Origin of the sequence: Agrococcus casei LMG 22410 (assembly GCF_900163565.1) — a bacterium.
Lineage (GTDB): Bacteria > Actinomycetota > Actinomycetes > Actinomycetales > Microbacteriaceae > Agrococcus > Agrococcus casei.
On the sequence record NZ_FUHU01000045.1, the window covers coordinates 1 to 19,895 of the forward strand.

General features: G+C 66.0%; 21 protein-coding genes and 1 pseudogene. 19 read left to right on the top strand and 3 right to left on the bottom strand.

Annotated features, from left to right (window positions below; genetic code table 11):
- Window positions 1–176 (top strand): annotated as a pseudogene (locus CZ674_RS14440) (IS30 family transposase); the annotation flags it as partial.
- Between the two features lie 111 nt (window positions 177–287).
- On the opposite strand, the gene CZ674_RS12250 reads toward CZ674_RS14440, so the two are convergent.
- On the bottom strand, window positions 288–1,202 hold the full coding sequence (locus CZ674_RS12250; protein ID WP_086992806.1) for a LysR family transcriptional regulator: 915 nt from the start codon (window positions 1,200–1,202) through the stop codon (window positions 288–290).
- Between the two features lie 167 nt (window positions 1,203–1,369).
- Here CZ674_RS12250 and CZ674_RS12255 point away from each other — a divergent pair, with 167 nt between their 5' ends.
- The 5 genes from CZ674_RS12255 to CZ674_RS12275 all read left to right on the top strand — a co-directional run bounded on the left by CZ674_RS12255 (window position 1,370) and on the right by CZ674_RS12275 (window position 7,331).
- Window positions 1,370–2,953, top strand: coding sequence for an amidohydrolase (locus tag CZ674_RS12255; RefSeq protein WP_086992807.1), 1,584 nt, complete (start codon window positions 1,370–1,372; stop codon window positions 2,951–2,953).
- A gap of 9 nt (window positions 2,954–2,962) precedes the next feature.
- Complete coding sequence (locus CZ674_RS12260) at window positions 2,963–3,934, top strand: ABC transporter substrate-binding protein (RefSeq protein ID WP_086992808.1); 972 nt, start codon at window positions 2,963–2,965, stop codon at window positions 3,932–3,934.
- Between the two features lie 25 nt (window positions 3,935–3,959).
- A complete protein-coding gene (locus CZ674_RS12265) occupies window positions 3,960–4,916 on the top strand; it encodes an amino acid ABC transporter permease (RefSeq protein ID WP_086992809.1) in 957 nt (318 codons plus the stop codon).
- Window positions 4,913–5,683, top strand: a complete 771-nt coding sequence (locus tag CZ674_RS12270) for an amino acid ABC transporter ATP-binding protein (protein ID WP_086992810.1) — start codon at window positions 4,913–4,915, stop codon at window positions 5,681–5,683. Before CZ674_RS12265 ends, CZ674_RS12270 begins: the two co-directional genes overlap by 4 nt.
- Window positions 5,684–5,747: 64 nt before the next feature.
- Window positions 5,748–7,331: an amidohydrolase gene (locus CZ674_RS12275; RefSeq protein WP_086992811.1), complete on the top strand. Its 1,584-nt coding sequence runs from the start codon at window positions 5,748–5,750 to the stop codon at window positions 7,329–7,331.
- An 18-nt stretch (window positions 7,332–7,349) separates the two neighbouring features.
- On the opposite strand, the gene epsC is transcribed toward CZ674_RS12275, so the two are convergent.
- Entirely contained in the window at window positions 7,350–7,904 is a 555-nt protein-coding gene (gene epsC, locus CZ674_RS12280; RefSeq protein ID WP_086992812.1) for a serine O-acetyltransferase EpsC, read from the bottom strand.
- 1 nt (window position 7,905) lies between these two features.
- Window positions 7,906–8,835, bottom strand: coding sequence for a cysteine synthase A (cysK, locus tag CZ674_RS12285; protein WP_086992813.1), 930 nt, complete (start codon window positions 8,833–8,835; stop codon window positions 7,906–7,908).
- A 143-nt stretch (window positions 8,836–8,978) separates the two neighbouring features.
- Between cysK and prmC the strand changes: the two genes are divergently transcribed.
- From prmC to CZ674_RS12350, 13 genes are all read left to right on the top strand, one after another.
- A complete protein-coding gene (gene prmC / locus CZ674_RS12290; RefSeq protein ID WP_234988577.1) occupies window positions 8,979–9,833 on the top strand; it encodes a peptide chain release factor N(5)-glutamine methyltransferase in 855 nt (284 codons plus the stop codon).
- A gap of 18 nt (window positions 9,834–9,851) precedes the next feature.
- The gene (locus tag CZ674_RS12295; protein WP_086992815.1) at window positions 9,852–10,607 is read left to right on the top strand and encodes an L-threonylcarbamoyladenylate synthase; all 756 of its coding nucleotides are present in this window, start codon (window positions 9,852–9,854) and stop codon (window positions 10,605–10,607) included.
- Between the two features lie 2 nt (window positions 10,608–10,609).
- The gene (locus CZ674_RS12300; RefSeq protein ID WP_234988578.1) at window positions 10,610–11,806 is read left to right on the top strand and encodes an MraY family glycosyltransferase; all 1,197 of its coding nucleotides are present in this window, start codon (window positions 10,610–10,612) and stop codon (window positions 11,804–11,806) included.
- Entirely contained in the window at window positions 11,803–12,261 is a 459-nt protein-coding gene (locus CZ674_RS12305; RefSeq protein ID WP_086992816.1) for a hypothetical protein, read from the top strand. The genes CZ674_RS12300 and CZ674_RS12305 overlap by 4 nt, the downstream gene beginning before the upstream one ends.
- Before the next feature lie 145 nt (window positions 12,262–12,406).
- Window positions 12,407–13,246: a F0F1 ATP synthase subunit A gene (atpB, locus tag CZ674_RS12310; RefSeq protein WP_086992817.1), complete on the top strand. Its 840-nt coding sequence runs from the start codon at window positions 12,407–12,409 to the stop codon at window positions 13,244–13,246.
- A gap of 60 nt (window positions 13,247–13,306) precedes the next feature.
- A complete protein-coding gene (gene atpE / locus CZ674_RS12315; RefSeq protein WP_086992818.1) occupies window positions 13,307–13,543 on the top strand; it encodes an ATP synthase F0 subunit C in 237 nt (78 codons plus the stop codon).
- A gap of 10 nt (window positions 13,544–13,553) precedes the next feature.
- Entirely contained in the window at window positions 13,554–14,093 is a 540-nt protein-coding gene (locus CZ674_RS12320) for a F0F1 ATP synthase subunit B (protein WP_086992819.1), read from the top strand.
- Complete coding sequence (locus CZ674_RS12325; RefSeq protein WP_086992820.1) at window positions 14,093–14,878, top strand: F0F1 ATP synthase subunit delta; 786 nt, start codon at window positions 14,093–14,095, stop codon at window positions 14,876–14,878. Before CZ674_RS12320 ends, CZ674_RS12325 begins: the two co-directional genes overlap by 1 nt.
- Window positions 14,879–14,909: 31 nt before the next feature.
- Window positions 14,910–16,538 carry a F0F1 ATP synthase subunit alpha gene (gene atpA / locus CZ674_RS12330; protein WP_086992821.1) on the top strand — a complete coding sequence of 543 codons (1,629 nt, stop codon included), beginning with the start codon at window positions 14,910–14,912 and terminating at the stop codon, window positions 16,536–16,538.
- Between the two features lie 3 nt (window positions 16,539–16,541).
- Window positions 16,542–17,432, top strand: coding sequence for a F0F1 ATP synthase subunit gamma (locus tag CZ674_RS12335; protein ID WP_086992822.1), 891 nt, complete (start codon window positions 16,542–16,544; stop codon window positions 17,430–17,432).
- A 23-nt stretch (window positions 17,433–17,455) separates the two neighbouring features.
- A complete protein-coding gene (gene atpD / locus CZ674_RS12340; RefSeq protein ID WP_086992823.1) occupies window positions 17,456–18,919 on the top strand; it encodes a F0F1 ATP synthase subunit beta in 1,464 nt (487 codons plus the stop codon).
- Entirely contained in the window at window positions 18,919–19,176 is a 258-nt protein-coding gene (locus tag CZ674_RS12345; RefSeq protein ID WP_086992824.1) for a F0F1 ATP synthase subunit epsilon, read from the top strand. The genes atpD and CZ674_RS12345 overlap by 1 nt, the downstream gene beginning before the upstream one ends.
- Window positions 19,177–19,890, top strand: coding sequence for a YaaA family protein (locus tag CZ674_RS12350; RefSeq protein ID WP_086992825.1), 714 nt, complete (start codon window positions 19,177–19,179; stop codon window positions 19,888–19,890).
- The last annotated feature ends 5 nt before the right edge of the window (window positions 19,891–19,895 follow it).

Consider the following 19,895-nt stretch of genomic DNA (forward strand, 5'->3'; position numbering starts at 1 on the left):
ACACCAACGGACTCTTACGCCAGTACTACCCGAAATCCGTCACCGATTTCCGCACCATCACACAAGACGACCTCGACACCACAGCCCACGAACTAAACACCCGACCACGCCAAACACTGCAATGGGCCACCCCAGCTGACAAACTGAACCAACTACTCGTTGCAACGACCATCTGAAACCGCCCACGAGAAGCCGCAGAATCTGCGGTTTCTGGTGACATTGCGGCATCTCGTGACGCGCCGGCGCAGCACGCACCGCGCACGCGCCGCCGCACCGCAGCACCGCCGTCACTCGTACCCGAGCTGCCCCATCGCCTCGCGAACTGCAGACATCACAGTGTCGATCCGCGCAGCCGGAGCAACGGTCGACCGCAGGGCATAGATCTCACGCCGCATCGGAAAGTCGTCGACTTCGACCTTCATCACACCTGCCGGCATGCGCTCGACGATGGGCCGCGGCACGAACGCCGCAGCCATGCCAGAGGCCACCAGGTCGAGTGTCGCAGCATAGTCATCAGACCGGCCGACAACCTGCGGCCGGATGCCGCGGGACGCGAACAGCTCGGCGATCACCTCGGCGTCGCTCGAGTTCGGGTGGTGCAGTATCCACGGCCGCTCGGCGAAATCGTGAATCGACGCACCGCCACCGTCGCCGCCGCGCATGCCCCACGCCGCCGGCGCGACGACCGTGAACTCGTCGTGCGCGAGATGCTCCGGCTCGTACGACGAAGGCCACCAGAGTCCCGTGCCGCCCATCCGGTAGACGAGGGCGACGTCGATCGTGCCGTGAGCGCGTAGCTCCTGAATTGCCAGCGACGGGTCGTGCAGGCTGACCGAGACAGACAGCTGCGCCGCAGCCAGGTCGGGGGAGTCGAGCAGCAGGGGCACGATGCGCGAGCCGAGGCTCGGATACGCACTCAGCCGCGCAACCCCTTCCTGCCTGTGCGTCGCGGTCGTCGCCGCGATCATCGACTCCATGCTCGCCAGCACGGCTGCGGCGCGCTCGGCCATGGCAGCGGCCGCGGCGTTGGGGCGAACGCGCCTGGCAGACCTGTCGAAGAGCTCGATGCCGAGCTCGGTCTCGAGTGCGGCCATCTGCTGCGACACCGCAGACGGCGTGTACCCGAGGCGATTCGCAGCTCCGACGAAGCTGCCCTGGCGCACTGCCTCCTGCAGCGTGCGCAGGTGGACGGGGTTCAGCATGTCGGTCCTTCCGCTTCACGAGCGACTTCTCTCCCAACAGTTAAGCATTGCTAATTCTCGTCATGTCGAGCCCGCGCGCAGACGTGACGGTTCTGTGACCGAATCCGGCGCATCGCACCGTAGAGTCAAATCACTGTTCAACATCGCTGTTGATTCGAAAGGCTGCAATGACCACCGCCCTCTACTTGCACCCGCGCATCCGCACTCTCGCGGACGACCGCCACATCGACGGCGCGATCGCCGTCCGTGATGGCCGCATCGCACACGTGGGCACGATCCAAGAGGCGCGCGATGCCCTCGGGCGGTCAGCAGACGAGATCGAGCTGCCGGGCGCAGCGGTCATTCCGGCATTCCACGATGCGCACATCCACTGCGGCAACCTGGCCCGCGAGATGGTCGCGCCAGACCTGCGCGATGCCCTGTCGCACGATGACGTGGTGAGCCGACTGCGCAGCTACGTGATTCCCGCAGGAGCAGAGTGGGTCGTCGGCGGCCGCTGGGACCGCAACGCCTGGAGCGACCGCACGGCACCGCACCGCAGCACCCTCGACGCGATCTTCGGCGATGCTCCCGTCTCGATGCCGAGCATCGACGGCCACGCCAACTGGGTCAACAGCGCAGCCCTCCGCATTGCCGGCATCGACAGCTCGACCCCAGACCCGGCCGGCGGCAGGATCGAGCGCGACGAGCACGGCGAGCCGACCGGCCTGCTGCTCGAATCGGCGGCGAGCCAGGTGCGCGTCATCGCCGAGGCATCGCTCGACAAGCAGCTGCCGGCGCTCATGCTCAGCGTGCAACGCGAGCTGCTCACGGCTGGCATCAGCCATGTCACAGACCTCGACGGCGAAGACGTGCGCGCTGCGCTGCTCGCCATGCACTCCAGGGGCGAGCTCACCGTGCGAGTGCACAAGGGCGTGCAGGCGAAGTTCCTCGACATCGCAATCGAAGAGGGCCGTCGCACCGGCGAAGGCGACGCACGCTTCACCAACGGCCCCGCCAAGTTCTTCGCAGACGGAGCCCTCGGCCCCAAGAGCGCACTCATGCACGCGGCCTACGAAGGCACCGATGACACCGGCATCGCCGTGACAGAGGCGGATGCGCTGCTCGACGGAGTGCGACGTGCAAACGAGCGCGGCATCGCGGCGGCGGTGCACGCCATCGGCGACCTGGCCAACTCCACCGTGCTCGACGTGTTCGCGCGGGTGGCCGAGACTGCACACGCCCACGGCCTGCGGAACCGCATCGAACACGCGCAGCACCTCCGCCCATCCGACCTCGCCCGCTTCGCCAGGCTGGGCGTGATTCCCTCGCAGCAGCCGGTGCACGCGACGACAGACTTTCCGCTCAGCGTGCAGCTGCTGGGCGACCGGGCCACCATGCACTACCCGTGGCGATCGCTGCTGGGCTCAGGAGCAACGCTCGCATTCGGGTCGGATGCGCCGGTCGAGCCGATCAATCCGTTCTACGGGGTGCACGCCGCAGTCACGCGCAAGACGAGAGACGGCGAACCCGATGGCGGCCGCGAGCCGCAGGAGCGGCTGAGCGTGCTCGACGCCCTGCGCGGATTCACCTCAGGCCCTGCATACGCAGCCGGCCTCGAAGACTCGACCGGCGGCGTCGAGGTCGGCAAGCACGCCGACTTCATCGCCGTCGACCAAGACCCATTCACCATGAGCGGCGACGACCTGTGGAAGGCCAAGACGCTGACCACGGTCGTCGCAGGCGCAATCGCACACACAACAGCAAGTTAGGAAGACATCATGAAGAACACCAGAACCATGCGTCGGGCGATGGCGCTCGCCCTTGCCGGCATTCTCGCAACGTCGCTCGTCGCCTGCGGCGGCCAGTCGCTCGAAGAGGTCGAAGGCGGCGGCGACGGCGAGGCAGTCGACCTCTCGTCGGTCGAATTCGCCGAGGTGCACGACGAAGAGGCAGCGAAGGACATCATCGAGGCACTCGAGCCCGTGCAGGAGATCCACGACCTGCTGCCAAACGAGTACAAGACCGGCCTCACCTGGACGACCTCGAGCGGCTACCCGCCCATGGAGATCTTCGCCTCGAACAACAAGGACCTCCTCGGCGTCGACCCCGCCATGGCCCACGCCATCTCGCGTGTGCTCGGCGTGCCGATGACGATGGAAGACGCTGACTTCAACGCGATGATCCCGGGCCTCGTCTCTGGCCGCTACGACGTGCTCGTCTCGTCGATGACCGACACCGAAGAGCGCCGCGAGACGACCACGTTCGTCAACTACGTGCAGTCGGGCAACGCGTTCCTCGTCGAGGGCGGCAACCCGCTCGGCATCGAAGAGCCCATGGACCTCTGCGGCAAGACCGTCGCAGTCGTCGACGCGGGCTCGAGCGCAGCATTGGCAGAAGAGCTGTCGGCTGCATGCGAGGAAGCCGGTGAGGCTCCCTACGACATCCTGCCGTTCCCCGGAGACCAGGACGCCAACCTCTCGCTCGAGAGCGGACGCTCGCAGGCGACCGTGACCGACTACCCGGTCGCAGTGGCTCGCGCCGCCGACGAGAACAACAACATGGACGCAGTCGTCATCGAAGGCGGCGAGTCGGTGTGGGGCATCGGAGTCGACAACGCCAACGCCGACCTCGCGGTCGCAATCCAGGCTGCGCTCCAGCACCTGATGGACGACGGCGCATACGCCGAGATCCTGGCCGCATGGGAAGTCGACGCCATGGCGCTCGACACCGCGACCATCAACGGCGAATAGGCATCAGGGCAGAAGGAGGCACGCAGTGACTCGCAGAACGGCACCATTCATAGGCCCGCAGGGCGAAGAGCTCTCGATTGCGCGGCGATGGCACATCAGACGCTGGATCGTCGGCGCGATCGCGCTGGCGGCAGTGCTCTGGTTCGTGAGCATCTTCGTGTTCAGCGACCGCATCCGCTGGGAGCGCGTCGGAGAGTACCTCTTCTACGAGCACATCCTGAACGGTGTCGTCGCGACGATCTGGATCAGCCTCGCGGCAACGGTGCTGGGCCTCGTGCTCGGCGTGCTCTTCGCGATCATGAAGCTCGCGAAGAACCCGGTGCTGAAGTGGATCGCAGAAGCCTACATCTGGTTCTTCAGAGGCACCCCGGTGCTGGTGCAGCTGATCTTCTGGTTCAACCTCGCCCTCCTTCTGCCCTACATCACCCTCAAGATCCCCTTCACCTCGATCGGGATGCGCTGGGACACCAACTCGCTCATCTCGGGCGACACCGCGGCGATCCTCGGCCTCGGCCTCAACCTCTCGGCCTACTTCGCCGAGACGGTGCGCGCCGGCATCATGGCCGTCGACCGCGGCCAGACCGAGGCGGCGAAGGCCGGTGGCATGACGAGCTCGCAGACGATGCGCATCATCGTGCTGCCGCAGGCGCTCAAGATCATCATCCCGCCGACGGCCAACGAGTTCATCTCGATGCTGAAGACGACCTCGCTGATCGTCGTGGTGGCCGGAAACGACCTCATGACCAACGCGAGCAACATCTACAAGCAGAACAACCTCGTGATCGAGCTGCTCATCGTCTGCAGCATCTGGTACATGTTCATGACAGCGATCGCGACGTATCTGCAGTCGCTGCTCGAGAAGCGATTCGGAGCAGACCGGGTGCGTGCCATCCGAGGCACATCGATAGGACAGCGGATGCTCGATGCGGCGACGGGCGCCATTCGGCTTCCCGTGCGCAACGGCGGAAAGGGAGCGCGATGAGCGAGTCGAACAGCCTGCTGGTGCAGGCAAAGGGAGTCCGAAAGTCGTTCGGCACGCACGAAGTGCTCAAGGGCATCGACTTCCAGGTGCACAAGGGCGAGGTGAGCGTCATCGTCGGGCCCTCGGGCTCGGGCAAGTCGACGTTCCTGCGAGCCATGAACGGTCTCGAGCTGATCGACGCCGGCAGCCTCATCGTCGACGGCGAGCAGGTCGGCTACAGCCTCAGCGACGGACGCTACCGTGAATGGGGCGACGGCGACTGGGCGAAGTTCCGCAGCCGAATCGGCATGGTGTTCCAGCGCTTCAACCTCTACGCGCACTTCGACGCCCTCGAGAATGTCGCCGCCAGCCTCATCCACGTCAAGAAGCTCTCGAAGGCGAAGGCTCGTGAGCGCGCTCGCGAGCAGCTCGACCGCGTGGGCCTCGCCGACCACTCGCACAAGCGGCCGCACCAGCTCTCGGGCGGCCAGCAGCAGCGCGTGGCGATCGCAAGGGCGCTCGCGATGGACCCCGACCTGATGCTCTTCGACGAGCCCACCAGCGCGCTCGACCCCGAGCTCGTCGACGAGGTGCTCGAGACGATGAAGGCGCTCGCAGAAGGCGGCATGACGATGGTCGTCGTGACGCACGAGGTCGGATTCGCACGCGAAGTCGGCGACTCGCTGGCCTTCTTCGACGAGGGAATCGTCATGGAGAAGGACGAGCCCGAGCTGCTGCTGAAGACCGAGAATCCTCGTGTGCGCAGCTTCCTCGATCGTGTCCGCTGAGGCAGGCGGCGCGTCGTGTGCTGGGGTGCATCTGACCGCGCAGAAACTCGGCTAGCGTCTAACCATGCCGAAGTCGACGCTGTTCCTGCACCCCCGCATCCGCACCCTCGCAGACCCCGAGCCGTTCGACGGCGGCATAGTCGCCGTCGACGGCCGGATCGCGTTCATCGGCGCTCCTGACGAGGCGCGCGAGTTCGCGGGCCACGGCGCAGAGACCGTCGAGCTCGGGGGTGCGGCGCTGCTGCCCGCGTTCCATGACGCGCACATCCACACGGGCATGATGGCGATCGACAGGCTCGGCCCCGACCTGCGCGGCATCGGGTCCTACGCAGAGGCGCTCGAGGCTCTGAAGGTCTTCCGCGACGAGAACCCCGGAGACGGATGGGTTGTCGGAGGCAGCTGGGATGCCAATCCGTGGACAGACGGCGCACCGCACAAGTCTGATCTCGACGCCATCTTCGGCAGCCGCCCGGTCATGCTCGCCACCATCGACGGGCACGCCGACTGGGCGAACTCTGCAGCCCTCGAACTCGGCGGAATCGGCCCCGACTCGGTCGACCCGGAAGGCGGGCGCATCGAGCGCGACGCACAGGGCGAAGTCACGGGCGTGCTGCTCGAGTCGGCGTCAGCGCCGCTTTCAGCAGTTGCGATGCCCACCCTCGAGCACCGCATGGCTGAGCTGCTCGACGAGCTCCAGCATGAGCTGCTCGCAACCGGCCTGGCACACGTCACCGACATCGACGGCGAATCGGTGCGCGAAGGCTACCTGCAGCTGCGCGACGCCGGGCGACTGCACCTGCGCGTGCACAAGGCGGTGCAGGGCGGCGACCTGCAGAGGGCCATCGCCGAGGGCCGCCGCACGGGCGACGGCGACGACTGGGTCACGACAGGCCCCGTCAAGCTCTTCTCAGACGGAGCACTCGGCCCCCACACCGCGCACTTCCACGAGGAGTTCGAGGGCGAGCCGGGCAACACCGGCATCGCCGTGACGTCGGCCGAGCAGCTGCGCGAGTCGATGCGCGCGGCGTCAGAGGCTGGGCTCGCCATCGCCGTGCACGCGATCGGCGACATGGCCAACACGATCGTGCTCGACGCATTCGAGGCGACCGCGAAGCATGCGCCTCAGACCGGGCTGCGCAACCGCATCGAGCACGCGCAGCACATCAAGCCCGCTGACCTGGCGCGGTTCCACGAGCTCTCGGTGATCGCTTCCATGCAGCCGACCCACTGCACGAGCGACTATCCGCTCAGCATTCGCCTGCTGGGCGAGCGCGACACCCTGCACTACCCGTGGCAGACGCTGCTGAACGACGGCGCTGCGCTAGCATTCGGGTCGGATGCGCCGGTCGAGCCCGCAGACCCATTCTTCGGCATTCACGCGGCGGTGACCAGACAGCGTCGTGACGACGAGCCTGCCGGCGGGCGCGAGCCGCACGAGCGGCTGACGGTCTGGGATGCGATGCGGGCCTACACGCTCGGCGCCGCATACGCGGCAGGCCTCGAGCACGAGACCGGAACCCTCGAGACGGGCAAGTTCGCCGACTTCATGGTCGTCGACCAGGATCCGTTCGACATCGATCCAGAGGCCCTGTGGCGCACACAGGTGCTGACGACAGTCGTCGGGGGAGTCGTGCGCTTCGAGCGCTGACCAGGCGGCCTGAAGCCGTCAGATCACGTACTCGATCAGCCCGACGTCGGCTGCGCTGCTCGGCTCGAGCAGCTTGGCCGGAATGCCGACTGCGGTGTGCTCTGCCGGCACGTCCTTCAGCACGACGGCGTTGGCGCCGACCTTCGCGCCGTCGCCGAGTGTGATGGGGCCGAGGATCTTCGCCCCTGCGCCGACCAGCACGCCGTTGCCGAGCGTGGGGTGGCGCTTCTTCTGCTCCATCGAGGTGCCTCCGAGGGTCACCCCGTGGTAGAGCATGACGTCGTCGCCGACCTCTGCCGTCTCGCCGATCACGACGCCCATGCCGTGGTCGATGAAGAAGCGACGGCCGATGGCTGCGCCCGGGTGGATCTCGACGCCCGTGAGGAATCGGGTCCACTGTGAGCCGGCACGTGCGAGCGCGCTCATGCCGCGCTGCCAGAGCCAGTGGTTCCAACGATGGCCCCACACGGCGTGCAGGGTCGAGTAGGTCAGGAAGACACCGAGCGAACCGCGCGCCGCCGGGTCATGGCGGCGCGCGTTCGCGATGTCCTCACGGATTCGGAGGAGGCTCAACTCAGCCGAGCTCCGCCCAGACCGGCATCGAGAGGTAGCGCTCTCCGGTGTCGGGGAGGATCACGACGATCGTCTTGCCGGCGCTCTCGGGCTTCTGCGCCTCCTGCAGAGCAGCCCAGACGGCAGCGCCTGACGAGATGCCGGCGAAGATGCCCTCCTTCGCAGCCAACTCGCGAGTGGTCGAGATGGCGTCGTCGAGCTGCACGGGAGCGACTGCGTCGTAGACCTCGCGGTCGAGCACGTCGGGCACGAAGTTGGCGCCCAGGCCCTGGATCTTGTGGGGTCCGGCCTTGCCCTCAGAGAGCAGCGGCGAGTCAGCGGGCTCGACGGCGATGACCTTGACGTCTGCATTGCGCTCACGCAGCAGGCCGCCGGCGCCCGTGATGGTGCCGCCGGTGCCGATGCCCGAGACGAACACGTCGACGTTGCCGTCGGTGTCGCGCCAGATCTCTTCACCAGTGGTCTCGCGGTGCACGCGGGGGTTGGCCTCGTTGGCGAACTGGCTGGCCAGCACGGCGTTCTCGGTCTCGTCGGCGATCTGCTGCGCCTTCTCGACTGCTCCGCGCATGCCGTCAGGGCCGGGGGTCAGCACGAGCTCTGCTCCGAACGCCTTCAGGATCGAGCGGCGCTCGACCGACATGGTCTCGGGCATCGTGAGCACGACGCGGTAGCCCTTGGCGGCGCCGACGAATGCGAGCGCAATGCCGGTGTTGCCGCTGGTTCCCTCGACGATCGTGCCGCCGGGCTTCAGCTTGCCGGACTGCTCGGCGGCTTCGATGATCGCGAGGCCGATGCGGTCCTTCACGCTCGAGGCCGGGTTGCCTGCCTCGAGCTTCGCGAGCACCGTGGCGTCGCCGGTGTTGAGGGCGTTGAGCTTGACGAGCGGGGTGTTTCCGATGGTCTTCGTGATGTTCTCAGCGATGTTTGCCATTAGTAAGCCTTTCATGTGCTCTGAGCAATGCTTTTATCCTATGCAGTATTCAACGGAGCCGCGACTTCAGAATTCCACATGCGACACGGTTCGTCACACTGCTGCGGGCAATCTGCGGCGTTCTGCATGCGACGATGGGACTCGTGACTGACTCTGAGCCTGCCGACAGCGCGCATGACCTGCTCTCTTCGGCGCGGCGTCAGCTGTCGAACGCAGGAGTGGTGGGGCCGGATGCGCAGCTGCTGCTCGCAGACGCGCTCGGCGAGTCGCTGGGTCGCGTGCGGATGCTCGAGGCCATCGACGCAGCAGTCGAGGCCGGCGCGGCCCTCCGCTTCAGGCGAGCGGTCGACAGGCGCGCCGCTCGTGAGCCGCTCCAGCACATCGTCGGCCACGCCCCCTTCAGATTCCTCAGCCTCGCGACAGGGCCGGGCGCGCTCGTCCCCAGGCCCGAGACCGAGCTGCTGGCCGAGCTCGCCATGCAGCGGCTGCCGCAGGGTGGCAGAGTGCTCGACGCAGGCACCGGCACCGGAGCGATCGCCGTGTCGATCGCGACCGAGCGCCCCGATGCCGAGGTCATCGCCGTCGAGCTCTCGCCTGCCGCGTTCGTGTGGGCGAAGTGCAACATCACGACCCTCGCTCCATCGGTTCGGCTGCTGCATGACGACTTCGCTCGTGCGCTGACCGAACAGGCCGACCTCGACGTGCTGGTGTCGAACCCTCCATACGTGCCGTTCTCGAGCATCCCGCGCGATCCCGAGGTGTTTCTGCACGACCCGGGCTTCGCGCTCTACTCAGGCAGCGACGGACTCGACGCCATCAGGCAGCTGAGCATCTCGGGGCATGCGGCGGTGCGCTCGGGCGGCAGCATCGTGCTCGAGCACACAGAAGACCAGGGAGAGCGGATTCGCGAGCTCCTCGCACAGGACGGCTGGCAGCAGGCGTCCACCTCAGAGGACCTCACAGGTCGGCCGCGGTTCACGGCAGCCGTCCGCCCGTAGGCGACTACCATTGGGGACGTGCCAGACACCTACGATCTCTCGGACTCCGCCCAGCTGCTCGCGGGCATGCGCCAGGCGCGCCAGGCGATCGGCCGCGGCGAGCTCGTCATCGTGCCGACCGACACCGTGTACGGGGTCGCAGCAGACGCCTTCAGCGCGGCTGCGGTTGCGAAGCTGCTGAGCGCGAAGGGCCGCGACCGCACGTCGCCCCCTCCCGTGCTCATCGCCAACAGGGCCATGGCCACAGCACTGGCCGAGCACTTGCCCGAGAGCCTCGACCCGCTGCTTGAGATGCACTGGCCCGGCCCGCTGACGATCATCGTCCGCGCCCGCCCGAGCCTCGGCTGGGACTTGGGCGACACCAACGGCACCGTCGCGCTGCGCATCCCTGCGCACCCGCTCACGGCTGAGCTGCTCGAAGACACCGGACCGCTCGCGGTCTCGAGCGCCAATCTGCACGGCATGCCGGCACCGCACACGGCCGGCCGCGCCGCCGGCATGATCGGGGGAGCAGTCGCAGTCGTGCTCGACGCCGGCGAAGTGGGCGAGGGCTACGAGCCGCACGAGAAGCAGAACGGTTCGACCATCATCGACGCCTCCCGCGACGACGGCTTGCTGCGCATCGTGCGCCAGGGCGTGCTGAGCGAGGAGACGATCCGCGAGCTTGTCGGCGACGACGCGCTCACGGTCGATGCTCCCGAGGCTGAGCCGCCGGTCGAAGAAGCGCCGGTCGAAGAGCCTCCCGTCGAAGAAGCATCCGCCAAGGACGACTGACCTTGCTGCTGTTCCTGCTCATCACAGCCATCGCGGCGGTTGCGACCTGGCTCACGAGCCTCGTCGTCTATCGCGTGGCGATGAACTACAAGATCCACCCGCCGCTGCGCGAGCGCGACGTGCACTCGCGGCCGACGCCTCGGCTCGGGGGAGTGGCGATGTTCATCGGCGTCCTCGTGGCGATGCTGGTCGCATCGTTCATCCCATCGTTCCAGCGCGTCTTCGACGAGCCGTTTCGCATCCTGACGCTGCTCGGGGCCGTGACGCTGATCGTTGCTGTCGGCGTGCTCGACGACCTCGTCGACCTCGATTGGATGCTCAAGCTCGGCGCCCAGCTGGCCGTCGCCATCGCCATCGCGCTCTTCAGCGTGCAGATCGTGTCGCTGCCGATCGCGGGGCTCACCGTCGGGTCGTCCACGCTGTCCATCTCGCTCACGGTGCTCGTGCTGGTGCTGATCATGAACGCGGTGAACTTCATAGACGGGCTCGACGCGCTCGTGGCGGGTACGACCATCATCGGCTCTGCCGCGTTCTTCGCCTACATCTGGATGCTGAGCCAGAACCTCGGCCAGCAGAATGCCACCTTCTCGCTCGCGAGCCTGCTCACGGCGATCGTCATCGGCGTGTGCATCGGCGTGCTGCCGCTCAACTGGCACCCCGCCAAGATGTTCATCGGCGACGCAGGGGCGCTCATGGTCGGCCTGCTCACCGCTGTCAGCGCAGTCGCGGTGACGGGGCAGATCGACATCGCGGTCGTCGGCGGACGTTCGCAGATCCTTCCCGCGTTCATCCCCATCCTGCTGCCGCTCGCCATCCTGCTGATGCCGCTGCTCGACTTCGTGCTCGCAGTGGTGCGCAGGCTGCTCAACGGCCAGAGCCCGTTCGCGGCCGACCGCAAGCACCTGCACCACAGGCTGCTCGACATGGGGCACTCGCACTTCGGCGCCGTGCTCATCTTCTACAGCTGGACGGCGGTCGTCTCGGTCGGCTGCCTGCTGTTCATGCTTGTTCCGGCATGGGGCGCTCTGCTGTTCGTCGGAGTCGGATTCCTGCTCTGCGCCGTCTTCACCGCGCTGCCGGTGACCGGCAGACTGTGGCATTCTTTTCTGAGGCTCGTCATGGTGCGCTCCCAGGAGATGCGCGGGCGGGCTCAGCTGACCGAAGACGACCGCGAACCACATGAGGAGACCAGAGCATGAACACCCAGGCGATACTGAAGCGCATCCTCCTCTGGAGCGCCATACTCGCAGGGCTCGTGGCCGTCATCGGCGGAATCGTCGGATTCGCTGTAGCGGGCACCGCAGGACTCCTCGGCGCAGTCGTGGGCACCGCAGTGGCCGCGCTGTTCGGGGCACTCACCGCCCTCTCGATCCTGCTGGCGATCAAGGTGTCGGGCGGAGACATGTTCTCAGGGGCATTCTTCGGCATCGTCCTCGGCGGCTGGCTGGTGAAGTTCATCGCGTTCATCGCACTCATCTTCGTCATCCGCGACGCAGACTGGATCAACCCGATCGCCGCATTCGTGAGCATCGTGGCCGCGGTGGTCGGCTCGCTGATCGTCGACCTCGTCGTCATCGCCCGGTCGCGTCAGCCGATCATCGAGGACGACCGTCCAGACGAGTCGACCCTCGGCAGGCCCGCCGGCCAGCGCTGACCTTCGCATCCGGTCAGAACCCGCTCTGCCTTCTGATAGGCTCTTGCAGTCCCTTCCGCGCGCGATTCTGCTGTTCTGCTCGCGAAAGGCAACCACGAATCTTACGACGTAGGCGCCACGGCGCCTTGAGTGTACGGAGACAGCGCTGAACCCCCTAACTGCACTTCTTCCCGCTGCTGAAGGCGGAGCCGACGAGTTCCACCCACCGTCGATCAGCGACTTCTTCCCTCCCATCTTCCTCTTCGACAGTCCCACGATTCCGTGGTTCGACGGCGAAGAGCCGCTCTTCGGCATCAACCGCATCATCCTGATGCGTCTGATCGCACTGCTTGCGCTCGTGCTGATCTTCTGGCTCGGCACGAGGCGGCTCCGCCTCATCCCCGGTCGCGGCCAGTCGCTCGTCGAGATGGGCCTCGGCTTCGTCCGCACGAACATCGCGGTCGAGCTGCTGGGCGAGAAGGACGGCAAGCGCTTCCTGCCGCTGCTGACGACGATCTTCTTCGTGGTGCTGTTCTCGAACCTGACGGGTGTGATCCCGGGGCTCAACATCGCCGGCACCAGCGTCATCGGCCTGCCGCTCGTGCTCGCCGTCGTCGCGTATGTCGCGTTCATGTACGCGGGCATCAAGAAGAACCCCGGCGGCTTCTTCCGCAACGCGCTGCTGCCGAAGGGCGTGCCGTGGCCGCTCTACATCATCCTCACGCCGATCGAGTTCATCTCGACCTTCATCCTGCGTCCGATCACGCTGACGCTTCGACTGATGATGAACATGTTCGTCGGGCACATCATGCTCGTCCTGTTCTTCTCGGCAACCCACTTCTTCTTCCTGAGCGCACCCGGCGCCATGAAGCTGATCGGAGTCGGCTCGCTCGGCATGGGCTTCGCCTTCACGCTCTTCGAGCTGATGGTCTCGGCCCTGCAGGCGTACGTCTTCGCTGTCCTGACCGCGGTCTACATCCAGCTTGCGCTGGCTGAAGACCACTAGAGCAACAACAACAAATCCACTGACCTGGCACTCCTGCCAGACCAATAGGAAGGAAACACCGTGGACACTGCCACGACTCTGCTTGCCGCTATCGAGGGCAACATCGCGACTGTCGGCTACGGCCTCGCAGCAATCGGCCCCGCAATCGGTGTGGGCATCATCGTCGGAAAGACCGTCGAAGCCATGGCCCGTCAGCCCGAGATGTCGGGACGCCTGATGATCACCATGTTCATCGGTGTCGCATTCGCTGAGGCTCTGGCCTTCATCGGCATCGCCACCTACTTCTTCATGGTTTAAGGACGACACAATGATCCGCACCGTTGTCACCGCGGCCGAGGAGACGGTCAATCCGCTCCTCTCCGCGCCTTATGACATCATCTGGTCTGCGGTCGTCTTCGTCGTCGCCCTGCTGCTCTTCTGGAAGTTCGCGCTTCCGAAGATGCAGAACCTCCTCGACGAGCGCGCCGCGGCTATCGAGGGTGGCATCAAGAAGGCTGAAGAGGCTCAGGCCGAAGCAGCCGCCGCTCTCGAGAAGAACAACGCTGAGCTCGCAAGGGCTCGTGAAGAGGCCGCTGAGATCCGCGAGAAGGCTCGTGCGAACGCAGCCAGCCTCGAGATCGAGCTCAAGGAGCAGGCCAACGAAGAGGCAGCTCGCATCGTGACGAACGCCCAGGCTCGCATCGAGTCCGAGCGTTCGGCCGCCGCATCGCAGCTCCGACACGAAGTGGGCACGCTGGCCCTCGACCTGTCAGAGAAGGTCGTCGGCGAGAGCATGAGCGACGAGCGCGCATCAGGCATCGTCGACCGATTCCTCGCTGACCTCGAGACCCAGGAGGCTGGTCGCTAGTGAGCAGCACATCCCGAGCGTCGTTCGAAGCCGTCCAGTCGGCGTCGAACGCAGCTCTGACCCCGTCTGCAGCCGAGGCTCGCGAGATCCTCGCAGCGGCACGCCTGATCGAGACGAACAGTCAGCTGCAGGCTGCGCTGAGCGATGCAGTCGCGAGCCAGGATGCACGAGCGGCACTTGCCGAGCGAGTCTTCGGACAGCTCTCGGCGACCGCCCGCACGGTGGTCGTGAGCGCAGCTCGGGGCCGCTGGTCGCAGCCGACCGACATGATCGACGCACTCGAGGCGGTCGGCATTCAGCTGGCAGCCAAGAGCGGCGACGCCCGGGCCATCGGCGACGAGCTGGGCCAGTTCGCGAAGTCGGTTGCCTCGGCACCCGATCTCGAGCTCGCGCTCAGCGATCGCCGTGCCGCAGGCGACGCCAAGGCATCGGTCACCGACCGTCTCCTCGAGGGCAAGGCCTCCGAGCAGACCGTCGCGATCGTGCGCCACCTCGTTCTCAGCCCTCGGGGCCGACGCATCCGCCCGATGCTCGCTTCCGCGCAGAAGTCCGTCGCAGACGCGACCGGCGAGAGCCTGGCTACGGTCACGACCGCGCGCCAGCTCCCTGCCGCACAGCTCTCGAGACTCACAGAGCGTCTGCAGCAGCGCTACGGCCGCTCCCTGCGACTCTCACAGGTCATCGATCCGTCGATCATCGGCGGACTCCGTGTCACTGTCGGCGACGAAGTCATCGACGGCACGATCCGCTCCAAGTACAACGACCTCCGACTGAAGCTCGGCTAGGTCGGGCACTACAAACCCAAGAGGGAAGACAATGTCTGACATCACCATCAGCCCTGAAGAGATCAAGGGCGCACTCGCCGATTTTGTGTCGTCGTACGAGTCCGAGAACTCGAAGACCGCTGAAGTCGGCCACGTCACCGACGCAGCTGACGGCATCGCCCACGTCGAGGGACTCCCCGGCGTCATGGCGAACGAGCTCGTTCGTTTCGCGGACGGCACGCTCGGCCTCGCGCAGAACCTCGACGAGACCGAAATCGGCTGTGTCGTGCTGGGCGAGTTCGCCGGCATCGAAGCAGGCATGGAAGTCACGCGCACCGGAGAGGTCCTGTCCGTTCCGATCGGCGACGGCTACCTCGGTCGCGTCGTCGACCCCCTCGGTGCTCCGATCGACGGTCTCGGCGAGATCGCCTCGGAAGGCCGCCGCGCCCTCGAGCTCCAGGCTCCCGGCGTCATGCAGCGCAAAAGCGTGCACGAGCCCATGCAGACCGGCATCAAGGCGATCGACGCCATGATCCCCGTCGGCCGCGGACAGCGTCAGCTGATCATCGGCGACCGCCAGACCGGCAAGACCGCACTCGCGATCGACACGATCATCAACCAGAAGTCCAACTGGGACTCGGGCGATGTCAACAAGCAGGTTCGCTGCATCTACGTCGCCGTCGGCCAGAAGGGCTCGACCATCGCTTCGGTGAAGGGCGCCCTCGAAGACGCTGGTGCAATGGAGTACACGACGATCGTCGCTGCCCCCGCATCCGACCCCGCCGGCTTCAAGTACCTCGCCCCCTACACAGGCTCGGCCATCGGGCAGCACTGGATGTACGGCGGCAAGCACGTCCTCATCATCTTTGACGACCTGTCGAAGCAGGCTGAGGCATACCGCGCCGTGTCGCTGCTCCTCCGCCGCCCGCCGGGCCGCGAGGCATACCCCGGTGACGTGTTCTACCTCCACTCGCGTCTGCTCGAGCGCTGCGCGAAGCTCTCCGACGAGCTCGGAGCGGGTTCGATGACGGGTCTGCCGATCATCGAGACCAAGGCGAACGACGTCTCGGCATACATCCCGACCAACGTAATCTCGATCACCGACGGCCAGATCTTCCTGCAGTCCGACCTCTTCAACGCCAACCAGCGCCCTGCGGTCGACGTCGGAATCTCGGTCTCGCGAGTCGGCGGCGACGCTCAGGTGAAGTCGATCAAGAAGGTCTCCGGAACCCTGAAGCTCGAGCTTGCCCAGTACCGCTCGCTCGAGGCATTCGCGATGTTCGCATCCGACCTCGACGCGGCAAGCCGTCGTCAGCTCGAGCGAGGCGCACGCCTCACCGAGCTGCTCAAGCAGCCGCAGTACTCGCCCTACCCGGTCGAGGACCAGGTCGTCTCGATCTGGGCCGGCACCAACGGCAAGCTCGACACCGTGCCCGTCGAAGACGTGCTGCGCTTCGAGCGCGAACTGCTCGACCACCTGAAGTCGAACACCTCGGTGCTCACCACGCTGCGCGACAGCAACGTGCTCGACGACGACACCAAGGCGACCCTTGAGACCGAGGTCGACTCGTTCCTGCAGACGTTCAAGCGCTCTGAAGAGGCTCCCCTCGGCACCGAGTCCGGCAACGAGCAGGAGCTCGAGGACGTCAACCAGGAGAAAATCGTCAAGGGCAAGCGATAGCCCATGGGTGCTCAGCTCAGGGTCTACACGCAGAAGATCAAGTCTGCGCAGACGACCAAGAAGATCACGAAGGCGATGGAGCTCATCGCAGCTTCGCGCATTCAGAAGGCACTCGCTCGGGTGCACGCGTCGGCGCCGTATGCGCGCGCCGTCACGCGTGCCGTGAGCGCGGTCTCGGCGCACAGCGACGAGAACCACGCACTCACGACCGAGCGCGACAGCATCACTCGCAGCGCGATCGTCGTGCTGACCAGCGACCGCGGTCTTGCTGGCGCGTTCAACTCGCAGCTGCTCCGCGAGGCGACCGAGCTCAAGACCCGTCTTGAGAACGAGGGCAAAGAGGTCGACCACTACCTGGTCGGTCGAAAGGCTGTGCAGTTCTTCGAGTTCCGTCGTCGTTCATTCGAGCGCGAGTGGCAGGGCATCACCGATGCTCCGACAGCCGCGGTGGCACGTGAGATCGCGGATGCCGTGATCGAGTCGTACAACCTCGGCGGAGCAGAGGGCGGGGTCGACGAGATCCACGTCGTCTACAACCGCTTCGTCAGCATGATGACGCAGGAGGCCTCGACCATTCGTCTGCTGCCTCTCGAGGTCGTCGAGGCCGACGAGGTCGGAGACAACGAGGCGCTTCCGCTCTACGAGTTCGAGCCCGAGCCCGACAACGTGCTCGACGCGCTGCTCCCGGTCTACATCGAGAGCCGCATCCTGAATGCGCTGCTGCAGTCTGCCGCAGCGAAGCAGGCTGCGACGCAGAAGGCCATGAAGTCGGCGAGCGACAACGCAGACAACCTCATTACGGACTACACCCGCCTGCGCAACAATGCACGTCAGGCGGAGATCACACAGCAGATCAGCGAGATCGTGGGCGGCGCAGACGCCCTGGCCTCGTAACCCGCCAGGAAGGGCAAACAGCTATGACCATCACAGAGACGAACACGACGGGGACCAAGACCCCGGGCGTCGGTCGCGTCGCTCGCGTCACCGGCCCCGTGGTCGACATCGAGTTCCCGCACGACTCGATCCCCAAGATCTACAACGCGCTCAAGACGACTGTCAGCTTCGGTGAGGGCCACGAGGAGTCCACACTGGTGCTCGAGGTTGCGCAGCACCTCGGCGACGACCTCATCCGCGCCATCGCGCTGAAGCCGACTGACGGACTCGTCCGCGGCCAGGAAGTCCACGACACGGGCGAGGCAATCTCGGTCCCCGTCGGCGACATCACCAAGGGCAAGGTCTTCAACGTGACCGGCGACGTGCTCAACCTCGGCGAGGGCGAGACGTTCGAGGCGACTGAGCGCTGGCCGATCCACCGCAAGGCACCCGCATTCGACCAGCTCGAGTCGAAGACCGAGATGTTCGAGACGGGCATCAAGTCGATCGACCTCCTGACACCGTACGTGCAGGGTGGAAAGATCGGCCTCTTCGGAGGTGCCGGTGTCGGCAAGACTGTGCTCATCCAGGAGATGATCCAGCGAGTCGCACAGGACCACGGTGGCGTCTCGGTGTTCGCCGGTGTCGGCGAGCGCACCCGTGAGGGCAACGACCTGATCCACGAGATGGACGAAGCGGGGGTCTTCGACAAGACCGCTCTTGTCTTCGGCCAGATGGACGAGCCGCCGGGAACGCGTCTTCGTGTCGCCCTGTCGGCACTGACCATGGCGGAGTACTTCCGCGATGTGCAGAAGCAGGACGTCCTGCTGTTCATCGACAACATCTTCCGCTTCACGCAGGCGGGCTCCGAGGTCTCGACGCTGCTCGGCCGCATGCCTTCGGCAGTGGGTTACCAGCCCAACCTCGCTGACGAGATGGGTGTGCTCCAGGAGCGCATCACCTCGACGCGCGGCCACTCGATCACGTCGCTCCAGGCAATCTACGTGCCCGCTGACGACTACACCGACCCGGCTCCGGCAACGACGTTCGCGCACCTCGACGCGACGACCGAGCTCAGCCGTGAGATCGCGTCGAAGGGCCTTTACCCGGCCATCGACCCGCTCACGTCGAGCAGCCGCATCCTCGACCCGCGCTACATCGGTGAAGACCACTACCGCGTGGCCACGGCCGTGAAGCAGATCCTGCAGAAGAACAAGGAGCTGCAGGAGATCATCGCGATCCTCGGTGTCGACGAGCTCAGCGAAGAAGACAAGATCACGGTGTCGCGTGCACGCCGCATCCAGCAGTTCCTCTCGCAGAACACCTACATGGCGAAGAAGTTCACCGGTGTCGACGGCTCGACCGTGTCGATCAAGGAGACCATCGAGTCGTTCGATGCGATCAGCAAGGGCGAGTTCGACCACGTCGCTGAGCAGGCGTTCTTCAACGTCGGCGGCATCACCGATGTCGAAGAGAAGTGGGCGCAGATCCAGAAGGAGAACGGCTGATGCCACTCCAGGTCAACGTCGTCTCGGCAGAGCGCGAAGTGTGGTCCGGCGAGGCGAAGCAGGTCTCTGCTCGCACCGCAGAGGGCGAGATCGGCCTGATGGCCAATCACACGCCGATTCTGGCGATGCTCGACGAGGGCCGTGTGCGCATTGCGCAGGCTGATGGCACCACCGTGCTGATCCAGGCAGACGAGGGCTTCCTCTCGTTTGACCGCGACGTCGTGCAGATCGTGGCACGGAACGCTGATCTCGTATAGATGCTGATCCTGCTTCCGCCGAGCGAGACGAAGATCTCGGGCGGCGAAGGCAGACTGACACTGGCCAGCCTCGGGTTTCCCGGGCTGGCCAGTGGTCGTTCTGCAGCGATATCCGCGGTTCGGGAGCTCGTCGCAGCGGGCCAGGACGAGTCGACGCCTGCCAAGCAGCGAGCAGCGCAGGCCAATGCCTCGCTCGAGTCATCGCCGGTCATGCCGGCGATCGAGCGGTACACAGGCGTGCTCTACGACGGGCTGAGCTTCGGCACGCTCGACGATCTCGGCCGAACGTGGGTCGGCGACCACGTCGCGATCGGTTCGGCGCTCTTCGGACTGCTGCGCGCATCCGACTCGATCCCCGACTACAAGGTGTCGCACGGCACCAGGGTTCCGGGCACGACCTTCGCCCGCATCTGGAAGTCGGTGCCGCCCCTCACCGCAGCGGCACTCGCTGACGACTCGCTCGTGATCGACATGCGCTCGAAGGCGTACGCGGCGCAGCTTCCGGTCGAGGGAGCCGTCTCGTTCGACGTGGTCGACGAGCGCGGCAAGGCGCTCTCGCACTGGAACAAGCACGCCAAGGGCGCCTTTGTCCGGATGCTTGCCGAAGCGCGGGCAGAGCCTGGCGACATCGAGTCGCTGTTGCGCGCCGCCCGCGGTGCAGGAGCCGACGTGTCGATGCGAGACGGCGAGCTGCTGCTGCTCGACCGCCGCTGAGCCAG

What these genes read in the sequence shown, in the direction of transcription:
- CZ674_RS12250 (WP_086992806.1), bottom strand. Translation starts at nt 1,202, where the DNA reads ATGCTGAACCCCGTCCACCTGCGCACGCTGCAGGAGGCAGTGCGCCAG.
- CZ674_RS12255 (WP_086992807.1), top strand. Translation starts at nt 1,370, where the DNA reads ATGACCACCGCCCTCTACTTGCACCCGCGCATCCGCACTCTCGCGGAC.
- CZ674_RS12260 (WP_086992808.1), top strand. Translation starts at nt 2,963, where the DNA reads ATGAAGAACACCAGAACCATGCGTCGGGCGATGGCGCTCGCCCTTGCC.
- CZ674_RS12270 (WP_086992810.1), top strand. Translation starts at nt 4,913, where the DNA reads ATGAGCGAGTCGAACAGCCTGCTGGTGCAGGCAAAGGGAGTCCGAAAG.
- CZ674_RS12275 (WP_086992811.1), top strand. Translation starts at nt 5,748, where the DNA reads ATGCCGAAGTCGACGCTGTTCCTGCACCCCCGCATCCGCACCCTCGCA.
- cysK (WP_086992813.1), bottom strand. Translation starts at nt 8,835, where the DNA reads ATGGCAAACATCGCTGAGAACATCACGAAGACCATCGGAAACACCCCG.
- CZ674_RS12305 (WP_086992816.1), top strand. Translation starts at nt 11,803, where the DNA reads ATGAACACCCAGGCGATACTGAAGCGCATCCTCCTCTGGAGCGCCATA.
- CZ674_RS12320 (WP_086992819.1), top strand. Translation starts at nt 13,554, where the DNA reads ATGATCCGCACCGTTGTCACCGCGGCCGAGGAGACGGTCAATCCGCTC.
- atpA (WP_086992821.1), top strand. Translation starts at nt 14,910, where the DNA reads ATGTCTGACATCACCATCAGCCCTGAAGAGATCAAGGGCGCACTCGCC.
- CZ674_RS12335 (WP_086992822.1), top strand. Translation starts at nt 16,542, where the DNA reads ATGGGTGCTCAGCTCAGGGTCTACACGCAGAAGATCAAGTCTGCGCAG.
- atpD (WP_086992823.1), top strand. Translation starts at nt 17,456, where the DNA reads ATGACCATCACAGAGACGAACACGACGGGGACCAAGACCCCGGGCGTC.
- CZ674_RS12345 (WP_086992824.1), top strand. Translation starts at nt 18,919, where the DNA reads ATGCCACTCCAGGTCAACGTCGTCTCGGCAGAGCGCGAAGTGTGGTCC.
- CZ674_RS12350 (WP_086992825.1), top strand. Translation starts at nt 19,177, where the DNA reads ATGCTGATCCTGCTTCCGCCGAGCGAGACGAAGATCTCGGGCGGCGAA.